The sequence below is a fragment of the Streptomyces sp. 796.1 genome, assembly GCF_047525675.1.
Classification (GTDB): domain Bacteria; phylum Actinomycetota; class Actinomycetes; order Streptomycetales; family Streptomycetaceae; genus Streptomyces.
The window spans coordinates 136,368-154,953 of the sequence record NZ_JBLIWA010000011.1; the positions used below are offsets into that span (position 1 = coordinate 136,368).

Here is an 18,586-nt window from a genome sequence, read left to right on the forward strand (position 1 = left end):
TCGGCCTGCGGTGCGTGGCGGCGTGATGGGATGGCCCTGTGAGCCGCGCCGTGGAAGACACCAACCGCCGCATGCTGCGGGCCAGGGACGCGATGGACCGGGCCTACGGGCAGCCGTTGGACGTGCCCGCGCTGGCCCGGATCGCCCATGTGTCGCCGGCGCACTTCGCGCGGGTCTTCCGGGCGACGTTCGGCGAGACCCCGCACCGCTACTTGCAGCGCCGTCGGGTGGAGCGGGCGATGTTCCTGCTGCGGGAGAGTGACCGCAGCGTGACGGAGATCTGCTTCGACGTCGGCTTCGGCAGCCCAGGCACCTTCAGCCGCACCTTCCGCGACATCGTCGGCACCTCGCCGCGCGACTACCGCAAGCAGGCGGTGGCCGCGGGCGTCCCGACGTGCTTCACGATGGCCTGGACCCGGCCGAGCGGCCCCTGAGCTTGGGCTGCCCCTGAGCGCGGGGCAGCCGGGTGTGCTGTGATCGGGGCGGGCCGGCAGCCCCCGCCGGCTGGGCAGCCCCCGCCGGCTGGGCAGTCCCGGGACCGGGCGGAGCCGACGCCCCGGCGGAGCCGCGGCCCACTTCAGCAGTTTTGGATAAGTTTTCGGCCGCGCCGCTCAGTAGCGTGAGGGACATGTTCAACGCCATCACGCAATCGCAGATATACGTACTCGACCAGGACGAAGCCCTCGATTTCTATGTCGGCAAGCTCGGCCTTGAGGTCGCCGCCGACGTCGAACTCGGCTTCATGCGCTGGCTGACAGTCGCCGTTCCCGGGCATCCCGAGCGGCAGATCCTGCTGGAGAAGCCGGGGGCGCCGGCGATGTCGGAGGAGACCGCGGCGCAGGTCCGCGACCTGGTGACCAAGGGGGCGATGGGTGGCTGGCTCATCCTCACCACGGACGACTGCCGGGGCACGTATGAGAAGTTGCTGGCCCAGGGCGTGGAGTTCACCGAGGAGCCCACCGAGCGGCCGTACGGCACCGACTGCGGGCTGCGCGACCCGTTCGGCAACCGCATCCGCTTCACCCAGCCGCTCGGCTGAGCCCAGGACCGGCCGACCGACCACCGGACGAGCCACCGGCCCCCGCGCCCCCGGGGGGCCGGGCTCCGCCCGGGGCCGACCTGCGCGCCCGGATCCGAACGCCACACCGCGGCCAGCCATCACGCGCGACCTGCCCACACACCGCGGCCAGGCTTCACGCGGCCGTCACGGTCACCCCTCGAACATCTGCGTACCAGCGCATACCATCCGGCCCATGTCCCCTACGAATGGTCTGGAGCCCGGGGCGCCGAAGGCCGGGCCTGCCGAGGCCGGCGGTACGCCCGTACGGCAAGCTGCACCGGCGGCGGCCGGGGCCGCCCGGCCGAGCCCCGCACAGTGGTACCCACCGGAGTGGCCCGACCGCATCCGTGCGCTGACCGCCGGCGAACTGGAGCCGGCCGCTCCGCGCCGGGCCGCCACCGTCCTCCTGCTGCGGGACACCTCCGAAGGACCCGCCGTCTACATGCTGCGCCGCCGCGCCTCCATGGCCTTCGCCGGGGGCGCGTACGCGTATCCGGGGGGTTCGGTGGACGCCCGCGACGGGGAGCGCGACACCGGCTGGGCCGGGCCCTCGCGCGCCGAGTGGGCGCGGCGGCTCGGGCTCGGCACCGACGAGACCGCGGCGCAGGCGATCGTCTGCGCGGCGGTGCGCGAGACGTTCGAGGAGGCCGGCGTGTTGCTGGCCGGGCCGGACGCCGGGACCGTGGTGGCCGACACCACGGGCGATGACTGGGAGGCCGACCGGGCGGCACTGGTCGACCGCGAACTGTCCTTCGCCGACTTCCTCGCCCGCCGCTCGCTGGTGCTCCGCTCCGACCTGCTCGGCGCGTGGGCGCGCTGGATCACGCCCGAGTTCGAGCCGCGCCGCTACGACACCTTCTTCTTCGTTGCTGCGCTTCCCGCAGGTCAGCGCACCCGGAACGCCTCGACGGAGGCCGACCGCACAGTGTGGATCAAGCCGGCGGACGCCGCCGCCGGATATGACCGGGGCGATCTGTTGATGATGCCGCCGACGATCACGACGCTGCGGGAACTCGCCCCGCACCCGACGGCTGCCGGCGCGCTGGCCGCCGCGCCGGGCCGCGACCTGGCGCCGGTCCTGGCCCGCGCCACGCTGCGGGACGGGGAGATCGAGCTGAGTTGGCCGGGGCACGAGGAGTTCACCCGGCGCATCGACCCCGCGCAGCGCGTACAGCCCACTGAGCCCACGCAACCCGCGCACCACGCACAACCCACGCAGCCCACAGCCGTTCCCTCCCCTCCCGCAGCCACGGACGGAGCCAGCGCATGACGGACGCAGCAGCACTCCCGGGCCAGCCGCGCGGCGGTGCCATCGCCGGGCCGGCGACCGTACGGGCGCACTGCGTGCTCGCGCCCAACCCGTCGGCCATGACGCTCGACGGCACCAACACCTGGATCGTGGCCGAACCCGACTCCGATCGCGCCGTCGTCATCGACCCCGGGCCGCTGCACGAGGCGCATCTGGCCGACGTCATCGCGACCGTCGAACGCGCCGGCCGCCGGGTCGCCCTGACGCTGCTCACCCACGGCCACGCGGACCACGCGGAGGGCGCGTCCCGGTTCGCCGAGCTGACCGGCACCGCGGTACGCGCCCTCGACCCGGCGCTACGCCTCGGCGAGGAGGGCCTGGGCGCGGGCGACGTGGTCACCACCGGCGGTCTCGAACTCCGCGTGGTCCCCACCCCCGGCCACACCTCCGACTCGCTCTCCTTCCACCTGCCGGCGGACGGGGCGGTCCTCACCGGCGACACGGTGCTGGGCCGCGGCACGACGATGGTGGCCCACCCCGACGGGCGCCTGGGCGACTACCTGGACTCGCTGCGCCGGCTGCGTTCCCTGACGGTCGACGACGGCGTGCACACGGTCCTGCCGGGCCACGGCCCCGTACTGGCCGATGCCCGCGGCGCGATCGAGTTCTACCTGGCCCACCGCGCGAACCGGCTGGCCCAGGTGGAGACGGCCGTCGAGAACGGCCACCGCACCGCGTCCGAGGTGGTGGCCCACGTCTACGCCGACGTGGACCGCACCCTGTGGCCGGCGGCCGAACTCTCGGTCCGGGCCCAGCTTGAGTATTTGCGGGAGCGGGATCTGGTGTGAGGGGGGCGGGGGCCGGCTTGTGGTCGGGAGCTCACTGCTGGCCCCGCCCTTCGCCCTCCTCCCCCGGTCGGTACCCCACCTGGGAGTGCAGGGTGTGGCGGGTTACGGGTGGGGGCGGGCCGGTTACGCGGCGCCGGGGCCGTTGAAGGTGAGGCCGTTGAAGTCCCGCCCCTGAAGGACCGGACCGTGCTGCTCGCCGCCGCTGACGGTGTTACTGGTATCGCCGTCCCCGGTCTGCGCGGCCTGCGCCTGCTGGGTCCACTGCGCGAGCGAGAGCCGGAACTGCGGGTCGTCCGCCGCGCGCTGGTGCAGGGCCTGGAGCAGTGCGCGGGCCCGCTGTGCGTCCTCGGGCGCGGCGGTCAACGCGGCCAACTCGTCCTCCCCCGTCGCCGGTACGGGGTCGCTCGTCCCGCTTTCGGGGCGCCGCCTGACCAGGGTGTGCAGTGCTTCCCACGCGCGCTGGCCGGCGGCGCCGGCCGCGCCGCTGGCCATGGCGATGAGAATTTCCACCGATATCGGGTCCATTTCTCCGCCTCCCTCGGCGACCTGCATTCAGTTTCATGGTTCCAGACGGGGCGGCTCCACGGGAGGCAGGCGAGCCAGCCTCACAAGGTAAGCGGAATTCAACCACTCACATATATGCGCCAGCTTCGATAATTGCCCGCCAGTCCCATTCCGCACCGACCGAACGATTACACCCCAAACGCCCAACACGACGCCCAAAACAGACATGCGGCACCGAAGCGCCAAAAGCGCATCGATGCCGCACTCCAGGGTTCGTCAACCAATAACGCCTGGTACGGGGCCTAGCCCGTGCGCCGTGACAAAGGCGATACAGGTGAAGGTGACGAGAGCCTGCAGCATTCGAGCCACTACCTTACTTCTTTCCTCGTGATACCAACAAGAGAGAAACGTTTCGGGGGCCCCGCTATGACGCTGCGGGGCCTCGACCCGTAATGACTATAACGCATTACTTGCGCAAAGATCGACGCCGCCAAAAATTCTGAGCTACAGGTAACGCGTTGACAGCGCCGGTGCTGATTACAGAGCACTGGAGCCTACGAGATCGGCGACGGCAATACGCAGAGTTAGTTAAGCTCTCCAATTTCTTCGCGCGCCCCGTCGCGCCGACGTAACCCCAGCAACGCATTCGCCGCACGCTCGGCCTCGACCGGGGCACCAATGCGCCGGCTCACCGACAGGCTCTCCTCCAGATGGCACGCCGCCCGCTCCACAAGGCCCAGAAGCTGTTCGGTACAGGCCAGGTCATAGAGCGCCTCGATCTCCTCACCTGCCGCACGGATGCGGCGGGCCAGCACCACCGCTTCCGCGTGCAGCCGCACGGCTTCTTCCCCCCGGCCGGCCGCACGATGGGCTAGACCAATGCCGTTGAGGGCGATCGCCTCCGAGCGTTGGTCGCCGATCTCACGCAGGACGGGCAGCGTCGCCCGGTAGAGGGACAGCGCCTCGCTCGCCTCCCCCAGCGAAACGAGGGTCCTGGCCAAATTCATCTGCACGACGGCGCGATACCTTCTACTTCCCGACCTCTCCACGCTTTCGAGTACTTCTCGATAAGCACGTTCCGCGGCTGCCGGGCGCCCCGCCTTACTATGCAATTCCGCCATGTTGTTCAGGATTATGCATTTCCCCTGGAGATTGCCCATTGAATCGAAGGCGGCCAACGCGCTCACGAAACAGTCGAGCGCTTCGTCAAACTCCGCCAAGTGGAGATGCACAATGCCAAGCACGTTACGGCTGCGCGCGATCTGAAATGCGTCACCGGTCCTCAGCATCGACTCCACAGAGCGCTGCTGGAGTGCCTGGGCGGCGGCGTACTGGCCGGTCTGCCAGAGCGAAATGGAGAGCTGGTGCGCGCTTTCCCCCTCCAGTTTCGCGTCCTTCAGGAAACGGGCCGATTCCAACGCTTCCTGCGCCATCGAAATACTATCCTCGTAACGCGACCCATGATTGTAAATAACGCTGAGATCGAGCATCGCCCGCGTGCGCGCGGCGCCGTCGCCCTCGGCGTCCCAGTAGGCGACGGCCTGCCGAAGCAGCGGCTCGGCCGTCGCGAGATGGCCTTCCATGCCCAGGAAACCCGCCAGCACGTGCACGACCATCGGGAGCTGGCAGCCGGTGCCGTGCTCCACGACCCAGTTCAGCGCGTCCAGCAGGTTGGGGCCCTCGGTGATCAGCCACTGCTCCGCCGCCTGCGCGTCGGTCGCCTCCAGGTCCGCGGCGAGGATCGCGGACAGGTCGCAATCCATGCGCGAGCGGTAGGGGTACGCCAACCGGTCGGCGGCGTCCGCCGCGCCCACGTAATAGGCGACGACGTCCCGTACGGCCCGCTCGGACTCCTCGCGGGACTCGACTTCACCACTCTCCATCAGCGAGCGCGCGTACCTGCGGAGCAGATCATGCATCGTGAAACGGTGCGGCGTTGGCTCCCGGAGCAAATGCCGCGCCAGCAACTCATCGACGACCCGTTCCGTTACGGCGAGCGACAAACCCGTTACGGCGGCCACTGCCGGCGCCCCGAAATCCACCCCGCCGAGCAATCCAATACGCCGGAAGACCCGCTGCTGTTCACCGGAGAGCGCGCGATAGGACATCTCAAAAACATGAGTGATCGACCGCTCACCATCGCAGAGTTCAGCGAGGTGCCTACCGCTTCCGGTCAACTGCCGCAGCAGGTCGCCGGTGCTCCAGGAGGGTCGGGCGAGGAGTCGGCTGGCGGCTATCTCCACGGCAAGCGGGAGATGGCCACATATCCGCACGATTTCCGCTACTTCTCCTTCGTCGGCACCCGGCCGTGCCCCCACTCGCTGATGAAAGAGTTCCATCGCGTCCGTATGCGACAGCACCCCGAGCGAGAGGGCCCGCACGCCGGGCAGCCCGGGCAGCCGGCGGCGGCTGGTCACAATGACTGCCGTGGGCGAGCCCCCGGGGAGGAGGGGCCGGACCTGGTCGGAGTCGACCGCGTCGTCGAGGATCACCAGCATCCGGCGGTCGCGCGCAAGACCCCGCCACAGCGCCACCAACTCATCCGTCGCGTGCGGGAGTTCCTTGACGTCCATGCCCAGCAGGCGAAGGAGTTCGGTCAGCAACCGGGCGGGCTGCGGCGCCGTCCGCCCCGGCGCGCGACCGCCCAGGTGGAGGAAGATGCGCCCGTCCGGAAAGCGCTCGCGCAGTTGGTGCGCCACGTGCACGGCGAGCGACGTCTTGCCCACCCCGCCCATTCCGTTGATGGCCTCGACGGTGACCACCATGGCAGCGGCCCCGCCGCCCTCGGTCAACGCCGAGCCCAGCCGGCCGAGTTCCTCCCGTCTGCCGACCCACGGGACGTCACGCGGGAGGTTGTCCGGGACGTGGCGCGCGGCGCGCGGGCGCACGAGTTCCGCGCTTCGGGCCAGCCCCGCGCTCCGCCGCTGGACGAGCTCGGCGGCCGGCGCCCCGGCCAGGATTCCCTGCTGCACCCGGCGCAGGCGTCGCCCCGCGTCCAGCCCGGTCTCGCGCGCGATGCGCTGCTGCGTGGCCTGCAACAGCCGGGCCGCCTCGGCCGCCCGGCTCCCCCCGTACAGCGCGATGGCCAGGCGCTCGGCCAGCGCTTCGTCGGCGGGACGCTCCCGCACCAGCGGGGTGAGTACGGGAATGGCGTCGACGAACCGTTCCATGCTGATCAGGATGTCGGCCCGGGCCATCGCCGCGGCCAGGCACGTCTCGCCGACGGCGGCCCGCAGTTGGTCGGCCCAGGTGCCGCTGATGCCGGCCAGCGCCTCGCCCCGCCACAGGCCGTCGGCCCGTTCCAGGAGGCGCAGTGCGGCCTCGTCGTCGCGGCTGTCGCGCAGCGACCGCCCGCGATTGACACAGTTCGTGTAGTGGCAGAGGTCGACCAGTTCGGGGTCGACGTTCAGCACGTACGAATGGGTCAGGCTGGTGATCTCCGGCGCGTCGCTCCCCGCGATGCTCAGCGCGCGGCGCACCCGTGAGATGTGGACGTGCAGTGATTCCCTGGCCTTCTTGGGCGGATGGTCGTCCCAGACGCGGTGGACCAGCGACTCCATGCTCACGGTGCGACCAGCGTCCCAGGCCAGCGCCGCCAGGGTCAGACGGGTCTTGATGGAAGGGAGTTCGCCGCGTTGACCGGCCGCCCGCACTTCGATCGAACCCGAGAGTCGGATCTCTAACGCCACCAGCGCCCTCCCGCCGGTAGGACCCCCTGTTAGCCGTACTTTCGAGGTTCCCACGGAGGGTTCGTTACCGACCATACGAGGGCGAAAGCAAGTCTGAAATTCACCGAGGAGTGCATGATTCCGTTCATCCTGCTGATCGGTGCTGAAACCTTCCCGCTCCTGGTACTGCCTCCTTCGCTGCCTCCGGAGCGGGGCCGAGCCGGCCGTCTGAGGAGTCCTGCGCATGTCGAGTTCGCCGCCCCACAGCCCCGACGACCTGCTCTTCCTCCTGCTGACCCACAGTCTCGAAGAACACTCGCTGGCCTGGCGGGAGTTGGCCATTACGGTGGCCACGGCCCGTACGGACGACGACGTAGTCCCGCTACTGAACCTCTCCCGTACGACACCGCAGCAGAGACGATCCGCGTGTCGACAACTGGCTGAGAAATTGCGCCAGATGTGCGCGCAGGACACGCTGCTCGCGGGCGCCGTGACCGACTGGATGCGGCGTCACGGCCGGCCGCGGGCAGCCCCCGGGACGGCGGCCACGGTCAACGAAATCGGCGGCAACTCGGTCATAGGAGGACCCGCCATACAAGCCCGCGACATCCACGGCGACCTGCACTTCCACCTGCCGCCGACCGATGCCGCGCCGCACCGGACCCGGCAGCGGCAACTGCCGCCCATATCACCACTGTTCGTCGGACGCGAAGCCGACGTGCGAACTCTGGACAGGTTACGGGACGAGTCCTCGCCCCACGGGCCGCGACTCGTCGTCACCGGCCTGCCGGGCGTCGGCAAGACCACGCTCGTCGTCCACTGGCTGTTGCGGCAGGCCGGCCGCTTCCCCGACGGTCACCTCTACGCTGACCTGGCAGGACACCTGCCGCACGGCCCCGAGGGTGCCGGTTCCCCCGATGCGGTGATTGAGCGGTTCCTGCTCGCCCTGGGAGTGCGGCGCATCCCGTCCGACCCGCCACAGCGCACCGCGCTCTGGCGGTCGGTGACCTCGGACCTGCGGCTCGCCCTGGTGCTCGACAACGCCCGCACGGCCGCCCAGGTGCGCCCGCTCCTGCTCACCTCGTCGACCGGCATCACCGTCATCACCAGCAGGAGCGCACTCACCAGCTTGCAGGTCGACGGGGCGCTGGTCCACCGGCTGGCCGCGCTGCCCACGGAATCCGCGGTCGAACTGCTGGCGGCCCGCCTCGCCGCCCGGGTGGCCGAGGAACCGGCAGCAGCGCGCGAGGTGGTCACCCTCTGCGGGCGTCTACCGCTGGCCCTGTGCGTGGTCTCCGCACAGCTAGCCCCCCGGCCGCACCGTTCCCTATCCTCCCTCGCCGGCACCCTGGCCCAGGGCCACGGGGCCATCGACCATCTCCACGTCGACGGGGAGGCCCCCATCCGAAAAGCGTTGGATTCGTCGTACGACCTGCTGGCCGACGAAAGTGCCAGCCTGTACCGGAGGATGGGGCTGCTGCCCACCGATCGCTACGACCTGTTCCTGCTGGCGGCCGTCGCCGGCCGGGGGCAGGAACAGGGCGCCATCCCGATGCTCGACCTCGCCGTGCAGGACCTCGTGGAGGCGAACCTCGTCGAGGAGGTCGGACCCGACACCTACCGGTTCCACGACCTGGTGCGGTCCCACGCCCGGCTGCTCGGCGAGGAGCGGGAGAGCGGCGGCGCGCAGGAGGAGGTGCTCCGCAGGTTCGTGGAGTGGTGCCTGTGCACGGCCGCCAGCGCCGAGGCCATCCTCACCCCGAGCCACCGGCTGGCCGGGCACGACGTGCAGCCGACCGGCGTCAACCCCACCCCGCTGGCCGGGCCGGCGGAGGCGCTGGAGTGGTTGGACGCGTACCGGCACGCGCTCATGGAAGCCATCCGGCACTGCGCCCGGGTGGGGTGGGACAGTTCGTGCTGGCGCCTGGCCGATGTGGCGTGGCCGCTCTTCCAGCGGCTCCGCCCCACCGAGATGTGGACCGAGGCGTACCGGCTCGGCCTCGACGCGGCGCGCAGGAGCGGGTCCCGGGCGGGCGAGGGGCGCATGCTCAGCTCGGGCGCGATCGCACTGCGCGACGCGGGCCGGTACGAGGAGGCCACCGGCTGGTACGAGCAGGCCCTCGACCTGGCCCGGGCGGGCGGGGACGCCCGCCAGCAGGCGCAGGCCCTCAACGGCCTCGGCCACCTCCACCTCCTGGCCGGGCGCTTCGAAGACGCCAGGACCCACCTCGAACAGGCCCTGGCCATCAGGGAGTCCATCGGCTACGAGCGAGGGGCCGCGCTCTCGCTGCGCCGGCTCGGCGAAGTCGCGCTGCACTCCGGTGACCTCGCGGCAGCGGCCGGACACCTCCAGCGGGCCAGCGACCGGCTGGGGGCGATGAGCGAGGTGTACGAGGCGACGAGGGCCCAGGCCCTCCTCGGCCACGTGCTCGTCCGCAGCGGCGACCACGTGGAGGGGGTGCGGAGGCTGCGGCTGGCGCTGGCGCGCTTCCGGAGCGGGAACTCCCGCTCGGAGCACTGGGAGGGGAACTGCCTGGAGTGGCTCGGCATGGCCGCTCAGGTGCACGGCGACCGGGAGGCGGCGGCGGAGCACTACCGGGCCGCGGCCGAGGTGTTCCGCCGCCCCGACCCGGGCGCCGCAGCGCGGCTGGAGGACCGGCTGCGGCACCTGTAGCCGCAGCCGGCCCCTTGCCCGCGCCACTCAACTTCTGACGCGTTCATGACACTAGATACTGCGTACGCCCCGCGCACGTTCGGCGAGCACACCGACGTGGTCCGGCCCCACGAGCCCGCCCGCAGGCATCACCACCGCGCGCGGCGGTCGCATCCGGGCGGCCGGGACCGGTCAGCGAGCACGCCTCAGCACCGCACGCGGGGCCTCACGCGCCGACGGCCCGCCCCAGCCACTCCTGGTTGACGGACAGCTCCCACTCCGCCAGGGGAGACGGCTGGGGCAACGGGGGCACGACCACCGGCCGGGCCGGCTCCCCGAGGCCCAACAGTTCGTAGACGATCGAGCGCATCCGCTGGTGGAAGCGGCCCGGCACGGAGGACAGCGAGGCGGCCACCCGCTCGTACTGCCCGTGCCTGCGGGTCCGCGCGGCGTACTGCAACTGGGCGTCCAGCGGGTGCAGGGGCGAGATGACCGGTGCGGCGGCGGCCAGCAGGGCCGCCGGGGAGTACGCCGCGATCTCGCGCTGCGGGCCGGACGTGAGCAGCATCGTGGCATCCGTGAGGGTGCCGTACGCGGAGAGCGACCCGTGGTCCCCGATGACCCAGTCCGCGGCGATCAGCAGCGGCTGCCAATCGACCTCCGGTGGGATGACCGCCACCCCACGGCCGCCGCAGCCGGCGAGCCAACTGTGCACCTGCCACGTACCGTGCCCGGCGAACACATTGGGATGGAGCAGCAGGGCGACCCGGTACCCCGCCGGAAGCTGCCCCAGGAGTTGCGGCAGCAACGCATCGATCCGGCCGAAGGCCGAGGCCGGCCCCCAGGTCGAGGAGACGACCACCAGCCGTTCTCCGGCCGCCATGCCCAGAGCGTCGCGGTAGCGCTGGCGGTTCGGCACGGCGGCCATGATGCGGTCGACGCAGGGGTCCCCCGCCACCCGCGCCACCGGCAGGGCCTCCGGGCACGAGCGCGCCAGTTCCTTCAGGGACCGTTCGTGTGCGTAGACCACCGCCGCCGGCACCACGCGCCCGTCGTGCAGCAGGTGCTGTCGGCTGAGCATGCCGGGCCACCTGGTCTCGCCGGGCGCCAGCAACGAACGGTCGGTGAGCAGCTTGTTGTGGCCGGCCCCGTGCGAGATGCGCACCACCGGGGCCCGCAGTTCGTGCACCCCGCGGGACCCCGCCGTCAACGCCAGGTCGAAGTCGGCCCGCAGCGCCTCCTCCCAGGGCACGGGCGTGATGCCCAGGCTCCGCAGGTAGTGGGTGACCCCGTTGCCGAAGGCGTGCGGCGGGGCCGTGAAGACGACCTGGATGCGCAGGTCACCTTCCAACAGGTTGAAGACCTCCTTGAGTCGTTGGGCGAAGGTCATCGTGTGGACGAGCACGAGCACGCGCTTGCAGTCCCGTACGGTCAGCCAGTGTCCTTCCTCGATCAACGCGGTTTTGGTCGTTGCCGCAGACATTGCGATCCCCCATCGCTCGTCTCGTGTGGAGCGGTCGGGGGAGGATTTCCCTGCGGACACGTCGCTTTCCTTGCAGGGTCCTTGCAACACCCTTGCCGCCCTGGTCAGCGGCGGGTTCCGGCCCGTCCCGGCGGTACCGCGCGCGGCTGCCGCGCCCCGCTCACACCGGCGCGCGGCAGCTCCTCTGCTCCACTACCCGGCCCGCCCCGCCCCCACCCCGCGCTCCGGCTCGATGCGGGACCACTGGGCCGTGGGGCGGCCGTTGGTGCGGAGGTGGTCGCCGTCGGACTGCCAGGGCTGGGGCCAGTGGGCCGGGGAGTCCTCCCAGGTTTCCTGGCGGCCGTGGGCGGTCAGGTCGAGGAGGTGGTAGGTGGGGGACATCACCTCGACGCCGCGGCCGGTGGTCCAGTACGTCTCGTAGACCCGGTCGCCGTCGCGCAGGTAGCAGGCCAGCAGGAACGGGCCGCGGCCGGCCAGGAGGGCCTCGGCGCCCTCCTGCACCGAGTACCAGGGCACCTGCCAGCCCATGAAGTCCCGGTAGTCGACGCTCTCCTCGTACGGGCCCTGGCAGAACGTGGCGTACGTGACGCCGCGCGCGTGCAGGTACGACAGTTCGCGGACCTGGCTGTTGTAGAAGGTGCAGCCGGAGCACTGGTCCGCGGCCGGGTGGCCGGTGTGCCACATGTGGTAGTAGGCGATGAGTTGTTGCCGGCCGTCGAACGCGTCGAGCAGCGTCACCTGCCCGTGCGGACCGACCAGGGGGGCCGCGGCGTCCACCGCCACCATGGGGAGCCGGCGGCGCGCCGCGGCGAGTGCGTCGCCGGCGCGGGTGTGGGCCTTCTCGCGGTCCCGCAGGGCGTCGATCTCGGCCTGCCAGGCGGCGCGGTCGACGACGGGGGGCAGGGCGGTCGGCGGGACGTTCCGTGGGGCGGTCGGCGAGGCGGGCGGTGCGGTGCGCGGCTGGTCGGTGGTCATGTCGTCCTCACGTCCTCAGGTGGTGTCGGGCGGTTCGGTGGGCGGGGCGGGGGCCGCGCGGTCGAGGTGTTCCTGGAGCGCGTCCAGGCGGCCGTCCCAGTCGCGGGCCAGCGCGGCCAGGAACTGCTGGGCGACCTGCATGGGCGCGGAACGCAATCGGTAGCGCACCCGGCGCCGCTCGCCCGGTTCCGCGGTGACCAGGCCGGTGTCGGCCAGCAGGTTCAGGTGCTTGGCGATCGCCTGCCGGCTGATCGGCAGCCGGGCCGCCAGGTCGGTTGCGGTCGCCGGCCCGGCCGCGGCGAGCGCGGACAGGATGGCCCGGCGGCTGGGGTCGGCCAGGGCCGTGAAGACCCGTTCGGCGACCGCTTCGAACTCGGTCGACCGCGGACCGCCGGCGGGCGGGGGCCCGGACAGCGGCGCGGGCGGCACGGCTTCGGGGGGCGTGGCTTCGGAGGGCATTGGGTCAGTATCGGAGGTGGGTGGGGCGGGGCGGGGCGCCGCGGGTGGGGCGGCCGGGTGGGGGCCGTGGGGGTGCGTGTGGGGGTGCGTGTGGGGGTGGGCTTGAGGGTGGGTGGGAGTGCGTGGGGGCTGGTGGGTGGGTGGCTGGTGGGTGGGTTAGGCCGTTGCTTGGTTGAGGTAGGCGACCAGTTCGCCCAACTCGCGGTCCCAGCCCTCCGTGTTCGCCTCGTACGGTGCGGCGCGGTCCGGCAGGGGCAGTTGGGCGAAGCCGGATTCGACGACGGTGAGGCGGGTGCCGGCGTCGGTGGGTTCGAGCGTGAACTCGACGTAGGTGCGGCGCGGGTCGTCCGCCGGCAGTCCGTGCAGTCGCCAGGTGAAGGCGAAGACCACCGGTTCCTCGACGCGCTCCACGCACAGGTCGGCGGTGAACCCGCCGTCCCAGCGCAGTTGCGCCGCCCCGCCGGGCCGCAGGTCGATGTCGGCGCCGTCGCCGAACCAGGCGCCCAGCCCCTCGGCCGTGGTCAGCGCCGACCACACCGCGCCCGGCGGCTGGGCGAGTTGCACGGTCCGCTCGATGCGGTCGGGGAATGCCATGGGGACCTCCAACATGTAGCAACCGTTCAGTTGCGACACTATGGCAACTGAACGGTTGCGTCAATGAGTTGCCCGTCCGCTGCCCGACCCTCCAGCCCTCCAACCGCTCAGCCGCCCCCACCGCCCGAGCGCTCAGCGGCTCAACCGCCCGCCCGTCGAAGGCGCCTTCGTTGCGCCGGCGACAGGTCCGCTTTAAGGGATTTAAAAACTGATGCCTCCACAGCCCTGGACAACCGCCGCTCAGCGTGCTTGTGGTTCACAGCACTTGGGGGCCGCCAGGGTGTGGAGAACTCTGCGTGGGCTCGGCGTACGGGTTTGCGCGCATGGGCAGCGCGTACGGGCTGCCTGTGGGGGCTGTCTGTGCGGGCTGCGCGTACGGGTCACACCCGCGGGCTCCGCGTACCGGCCACACGTACGGGCTCCGCGGCCAACGCCCCGCCCCCCACGACCCACGGCACCAGCGGCCCACCGCCCCGTAACCCCGTACCCCCGACCGCCGTTCTCCCCCAGATGGCGCACGGTGGTACGGCCGCGCCGGGTGCCGGTTCTGGCACAGTCCTACGCACAGGGGTGGGGCCGCGTGCCGCCCGCCGCTCCGGGCGCGCGCGTACCGACGCCGAGGGAGCGGCCCGTGAGGAGAACGATGGGTGTCGCCGCGGCGCCGACCGCTGACATCGCCGTGACCGGACTCGGGGTGCTCTCCCCCGCCGGGCTGACGCCGGACGCCAACTGGGCCGGGCTGTGCCGCGGGCGCTCGCTGGCCGCGTACGACGCGGAGCTGGCGGGTCTTCCGGTCGACTTCTGCTGTCGGGTGCCGGACTTCGACGCCCGGGCCGAGCTGGGCGAACGGTGGGCCCGGCGCACCGATCGCTTCAGCCAGTTCGCGCTGGTCGCCGCGCGTCGGGCGGTCGCGGACGCCGGGCTCGACCCGCAGACCTGGCAGGGCGAACGGGTCGGGGTGGTGCTCGGCGTCGGGTCCAACAGCCTCACCTCCTACCCGGCCGAGTTCGCCCAGCTCCACGACGGGCGGCCGGACCGGGTGTCACCGCTGGCGCTGCCGCGCAGCGTGCCGAACATGGCCGCCGGCGAGGTGGCGATGGACTTGGGGGCGTGCGGCCCCGGGTTCACCACCGCGAGCGCCTGCGCCTCCGGGACCACCGCCCTCGGCGTGGCCAGGGACCTGCTGCGCTCGGGCGCGTGCGACGTCGTCCTGGCCGGCGGCAGCGAATCGGGCTGCTGCCGCATGAGCGCCACCTGCTTCGCCCGGCTCCGGGCGCTCTCCCGGCGGTGCGCCGAACCGGAGCTCGCCAGCCGCCCGTTCGACGCCGAGCGGGACGGTTTCGTCCTCGGTGAGGGGGCTGCCGTACTGGTCATGGAGCGGTACGCGACGGCGCGGGCGCGCCGGGCCCGGGTCCGTGCGCTGTTGCGCGGCTACGGCGCGACCAGCGACGCGCACCACCCCATCGCGCCGCTCCCGGACGGCAGCGGCGCGGCGCGGGCGATCCGGGCCGCGCTGCGGGACGCGGGGTGCGCGCCGCGCGACATCGGCCAGGTCAACGCGCACGGCACGTCGACGCGGCTGAACGACGCCGCCGAAGCCGTGGCGCTCACCCGGGTGTTCGACCAGGGGCCGCCACCGGTGACGGCGCCCAAGAGCGTCATCGGGCACGCGCTCGGCGCGGCGGGGGCCCTGGAGGCCGCGTTCACGATCCTCAGCCTGGAGCACCAGACCATCCCGCCCACCGCCAACTTCGGCCACCAGGACGGCGACCACAAGCTGGACGTGGTCTCCGGGAGCCCGCGCCGCACACCGATGTCCGCCGCGATCTCCTGCTCGTTCGGCTTCGGCGGCCACAACGCGGTGCTGGTCTTCACCACCGAGTGAGGGTGCTCGTCCTCACCACCGAGTGAGCCGGTGGGTGCGGGGCCGGCGGCCGTGGGATCAGCCGCCGGTCGCGGGCTTGGACGCGCGGAGCGAATACATCAGGGGGATGCGCGGCTGGCCGGGTGGCAGCCGGTAGTAGGGGGTGCCGGCCACGCGTTGCAGCGAGCCGAAGCGGGCGAAGAGCGTCTTGTCGTGTTCGCGCAGGAACTCGATCCGCAGCCCCTGCGCGGCCAGGGCGGAGACCACCGCACCGAGCGGGTGCTGCCACTCCACGCTGCGGTTGTTGCGGGTGGGGGCGTCGAAGTCGGTGTAGGTGCCGGGGGTTTCGTCGATCCACGGCTCGCGGCTGAAGTAGTCGTGGGCGATGCGGCTGGCGCTCGCGTCGTCCAGGGCGTCGGTCAGCGGGTGGAACTCGGAGAGGTAGAGGAAGCCGCCGGGGGCGACGAGCTCGGCGGCCACCTGCGCCCAGCGCTCCAGGTCGGGCAGCCAGCACAGGGCGCCGATGCCGGTGTACACCACGTCGTACGCCGCGTCGGGCACGGCCGCGACCGCGTCGTAGACGTCGGCCGTGACGAAGCCCGCCCGGTCGGGGGTGAGGCCGAGCTCGGTGGCGAGGCCCCGGGCTGCGGCCACCGCGGGCTCGGAGAAGTCCAGGCCGACGACGCGGGCGGCGCCGCGCCGGGCGAAGGAGAGGGTGTCGAGCCCGATGTGGCACTGGAGGTGCAGCAGGCTCTTGCCCGTGACATCCCCGACCTCATCGATCTGAAAGTCACACAATGGGTCGCGGCCGGCGCGGAACGCTTCCAGATCGTAGTAATCGCTGGTCAGGTGGATGGGAACGCGCTCGTCCCAGCGAGCGCGGTTCGCCTCCCGCCAGTCTTTCGGGGCAATCGGACGGGCCATGTCGGGGAGGTTATCCACAGGCAGGAGGGCTCGCCAGCGAGTTGTCGCCCACCCGGCGCAGAATGGGGTCATGACTGAGAGCAGTGAAGCGGTGCGGGGCACGGCCGAGCAGCCGGGCGGGAGCACGGAGACCAGCACCCCGAAGGCCGCCGGGATCGACGGGGCGGCCGGCGGCATCGGGGCGTGGCCGGACTGGGAGAAGCGGTTCCGGGCGGCGCGCGTGGGCCTGCCCGACTGGGCCGAGGGCGCGCCGGAGCGGTCGCTGTTCGTGTCGAACGCCACGGGCACGTACGAGCTGTACGCCTGGGACCGCGACTCGGGCGAGCAGCGCCAGGTGACCGACCGGCCGAACGGCACCACGGACGGCGTGCTCGCCCCCGACGGCCAGTCGATCTGGTGGTTCTCGGACACCGACGGGGACGAGTTCGGGGTGTGGATGCGGCAGCCGTTCACCGGCGGCGACGACGAGCCGGCCGTCCCCGGCCTCGCCCCCTCCTACCCGGCTGGCCTGGCCCTCGGCCTGGACGGCACCGCGGTCGTCGGCCGCTCAACGGACGAGGACGGCTCCGTCATCCACGTCATCCCCCGGGCCGGCAGCGCCGGCGACGCCGCAGGTCAGGACGGTTCCGCGGCCGATGCGGGCGAGGCCGCAACAGCCGTGGAGATCTACCGGCACCGCCAGTCGGCGGGCGTCGGCGACCTCTCGCACGACTGCGAGCTGATCGCCATCGAGCACACCGAGCACGGCGACGCCATGCACTCCGCGATCCGCGTCGTCCGCCTGGACGGCAGCCCGGTCGCCGAACTGGACGACACCAAGGGCGGCACCGAAGAGCTCGGCCTGTCCGTGCTGGGCTTCGCGCCGGTCCCCGGTGACGTACGACTGCTCGTCGGCCACCAGCGGCGCGGCCGGTGGGAGCCGATGATCTGGAACCCGGTCACCGGCGAGGAGCGCGCGCTCACCATCGACCTGCCGGGCGACGTGGGCGCCGAATGGTATCCGGACGGCACCGCGCTGCTGGTCGACCACAGCTTCCAGGCCCGCAGCGAACTGTGGCGGTACGACCTGGCATCCGGCGAACTCACCCGGGTGGACACGCCCCGCGGCACGATCTCCGGGGCGACGGCGCGGCCCGACGGGTCCGTGGAGTTCCTGTGGTCGTCGGCCGAGCAGCCGCCGCAGGTCCGGTCGACCACCGGCCGCGTCGTCCTGGAACCGCCGCCGCTGCCCGGTGGTTCGGGCCGCGCCCCCGACTCGGTGCCGGTGACCGACGCCTGGGTGGAGGGCCCCGGCGGCCAGGTGCACGCCCTGGTCCAGCGCCCCGCGGGCGAAGGCCCCTTCCCCACCGTCTTCGACATCCACGGCGGCCCCACCTGGCACGACAGCGACGCGTTCGCGGCCGGCCCGGCGGCCTGGGTGGACCACGGGTACGCGGTGGTACGGGTCAACTACCGCGGCTCCACCGGCTACGGCCGGGCCTGGACGGACGCGCTCAAGCACCGCGTCGGCCTGATCGAGCTTGAGGACATAGCGGCAGTGCGGGAATGGGCCGTCTCCTCCGGGCTCGCCGACCCGAAACGGCTCGTGCTGTCAGGCGGCTCCTGGGGCGGGTACCTGACCCTGCTCGGCCTCGGCACCCAGCCCGACGCGTGGGCGGTCGGCCTGGCCGCAGTGCCGGTCGCCGACTACGTCACGGCCTACCACGACGAGATGGAGGCCCTGAAGGCGATGGACCGCACGCTCCTCGGCGGCACCCCCGACGAGGTCCCCGAGCGTTTCGCGGCCTCGTCCCCGCTGACCTACGTCGACCAGGTAAAGGCCCCGGTGTACATCTCGGCCGGCGTCAACGACCCGCGCTGCCCCATCCGCCAGGTCGAGAACTACGTCACCCGCCTGGAGCGCCGCGGCGCCGTGCACGAGGTGTACCGGTACGACGCGGGCCACGGCTCGCTCGTGGTCGAAGAACGCATCAAGCAGGTCCGAATGGAGATCGCGTTCGCGGAACGGTACGTGGGGCGGGCCGCCCAGCCCCGGGAAGCGGCGGACGGTGCCACCGCCGCCGTCGCTGCCGGGGAGGAACTCGGCGCGCTCTAGGACGCCAGGCGGGACAGCCGGGCCCTCGGCCAACCCGCCCATGCCGGTGGCACCGCCCGACGCCGGCATGGGCCCGACGCCGAGGCCCGGCACGCCCGGACCGCGGGGCGGGGGGTGGTGGGGGTGTGGCGTGGGTGGGGTGTGGCGTGGTGGGGATCGGTGTGGCGGGGGAGGGAGGGGGCGGGGGGCGGGGGGGGGGGGGGGGGGGGG

General features: G+C 72.3%; 14 protein-coding genes. 7 read left to right on the top strand and 7 right to left on the bottom strand.

The window, feature by feature from the left end:
• Positions 1-71: 71 nt before the first annotated feature.
• The 4 genes from ACMA1D_RS10180 to ACMA1D_RS10195 all read left to right on the top strand — a co-directional run bounded on the left by ACMA1D_RS10180 (position 72) and on the right by ACMA1D_RS10195 (position 3,157).
• The gene (locus tag ACMA1D_RS10180) at positions 72-434 is read left to right on the top strand and encodes a helix-turn-helix domain-containing protein (protein WP_414723568.1); all 363 of its coding nucleotides are present in this window, start codon (positions 72-74) and stop codon (positions 432-434) included.
• A 194-nt stretch (positions 435-628) separates the two neighbouring features.
• Entirely contained in the window at positions 629-1,039 is a 411-nt protein-coding gene (locus tag ACMA1D_RS10185) for a VOC family protein (protein ID WP_414723545.1), read from the top strand.
• Positions 1,040-1,253: 214 nt separating this feature from the next.
• Positions 1,254-2,330: an NUDIX hydrolase gene (locus ACMA1D_RS10190; protein WP_414723546.1), complete on the top strand. Its 1,077-nt coding sequence runs from the start codon at positions 1,254-1,256 to the stop codon at positions 2,328-2,330.
• Positions 2,327-3,157 carry an MBL fold metallo-hydrolase gene (locus ACMA1D_RS10195; protein WP_414723547.1) on the top strand — a complete coding sequence of 277 codons (831 nt, stop codon included), beginning with the start codon at positions 2,327-2,329 and terminating at the stop codon, positions 3,155-3,157. Before ACMA1D_RS10190 ends, ACMA1D_RS10195 begins: the two co-directional genes overlap by 4 nt.
• 123 nt (positions 3,158-3,280) lie before the next feature.
• Here the strand turns inward: ACMA1D_RS10195 and ACMA1D_RS10200 are convergent, their stop codons facing one another.
• The gene (locus tag ACMA1D_RS10200) at positions 3,281-3,682 is read right to left on the bottom strand and encodes a hypothetical protein (protein ID WP_414723548.1); all 402 of its coding nucleotides are present in this window, start codon (positions 3,680-3,682) and stop codon (positions 3,281-3,283) included.
• Between the two features lie 563 nt (positions 3,683-4,245).
• On the bottom strand, positions 4,246-7,350 hold the full coding sequence (locus ACMA1D_RS10205) for an AfsR/SARP family transcriptional regulator (RefSeq protein WP_414723549.1): 3,105 nt from the start codon (positions 7,348-7,350) through the stop codon (positions 4,246-4,248).
• Between the two features lie 223 nt (positions 7,351-7,573).
• Here ACMA1D_RS10205 and ACMA1D_RS10210 point away from each other — a divergent pair, with 223 nt between their 5' ends.
• Entirely contained in the window at positions 7,574-10,003 is a 2,430-nt protein-coding gene (locus tag ACMA1D_RS10210) for a tetratricopeptide repeat protein (protein WP_414723550.1), read from the top strand.
• A 205-nt stretch (positions 10,004-10,208) separates the two neighbouring features.
• On the opposite strand, the gene ACMA1D_RS10215 is transcribed toward ACMA1D_RS10210, so the two are convergent.
• The 4 genes from ACMA1D_RS10215 to ACMA1D_RS10230 form a co-directional block, all read right to left on the bottom strand.
• On the bottom strand, positions 10,209-11,465 hold the full coding sequence (locus ACMA1D_RS10215; RefSeq protein WP_414723551.1) for a hypothetical protein: 1,257 nt from the start codon (positions 11,463-11,465) through the stop codon (positions 10,209-10,211).
• 192 nt (positions 11,466-11,657) lie between these two features.
• Positions 11,658-12,440 (bottom strand): DUF899 family protein, encoded by a 783-nt coding sequence (locus ACMA1D_RS10220; RefSeq protein WP_414723552.1) that lies wholly within the window; start codon positions 12,438-12,440, stop codon positions 11,658-11,660.
• Between the two features lie 15 nt (positions 12,441-12,455).
• Complete coding sequence (locus ACMA1D_RS10225; protein WP_414723553.1) at positions 12,456-12,899, bottom strand: ArsR/SmtB family transcription factor; 444 nt, start codon at positions 12,897-12,899, stop codon at positions 12,456-12,458.
• A 156-nt stretch (positions 12,900-13,055) separates the two neighbouring features.
• Positions 13,056-13,493: an SRPBCC domain-containing protein gene (locus ACMA1D_RS10230; RefSeq protein WP_414723554.1), complete on the bottom strand. Its 438-nt coding sequence runs from the start codon at positions 13,491-13,493 to the stop codon at positions 13,056-13,058.
• A gap of 643 nt (positions 13,494-14,136) precedes the next feature.
• On the opposite strand from ACMA1D_RS10230, the gene ACMA1D_RS10235 reads away from it, so the two are divergent.
• Positions 14,137-15,378 (top strand): beta-ketoacyl-[acyl-carrier-protein] synthase family protein, encoded by a 1,242-nt coding sequence (locus tag ACMA1D_RS10235; RefSeq protein WP_414723569.1) that lies wholly within the window; start codon positions 14,137-14,139, stop codon positions 15,376-15,378.
• 57 nt (positions 15,379-15,435) lie between these two features.
• Here ACMA1D_RS10235 and ACMA1D_RS10240 read toward each other — a convergent pair whose 3' ends face one another.
• Positions 15,436-16,281, bottom strand: a complete 846-nt coding sequence (locus tag ACMA1D_RS10240; protein ID WP_414723555.1) for a class I SAM-dependent methyltransferase — start codon at positions 16,279-16,281, stop codon at positions 15,436-15,438.
• Positions 16,282-16,351: 70 nt separating this feature from the next.
• On the opposite strand from ACMA1D_RS10240, the gene ACMA1D_RS10245 reads away from it, so the two are divergent.
• Positions 16,352-18,376, top strand: a complete 2,025-nt coding sequence (locus ACMA1D_RS10245; protein ID WP_414723556.1) for a S9 family peptidase — start codon at positions 16,352-16,354, stop codon at positions 18,374-18,376.
• The last annotated feature ends 210 nt before the right edge of the window (positions 18,377-18,586 follow it).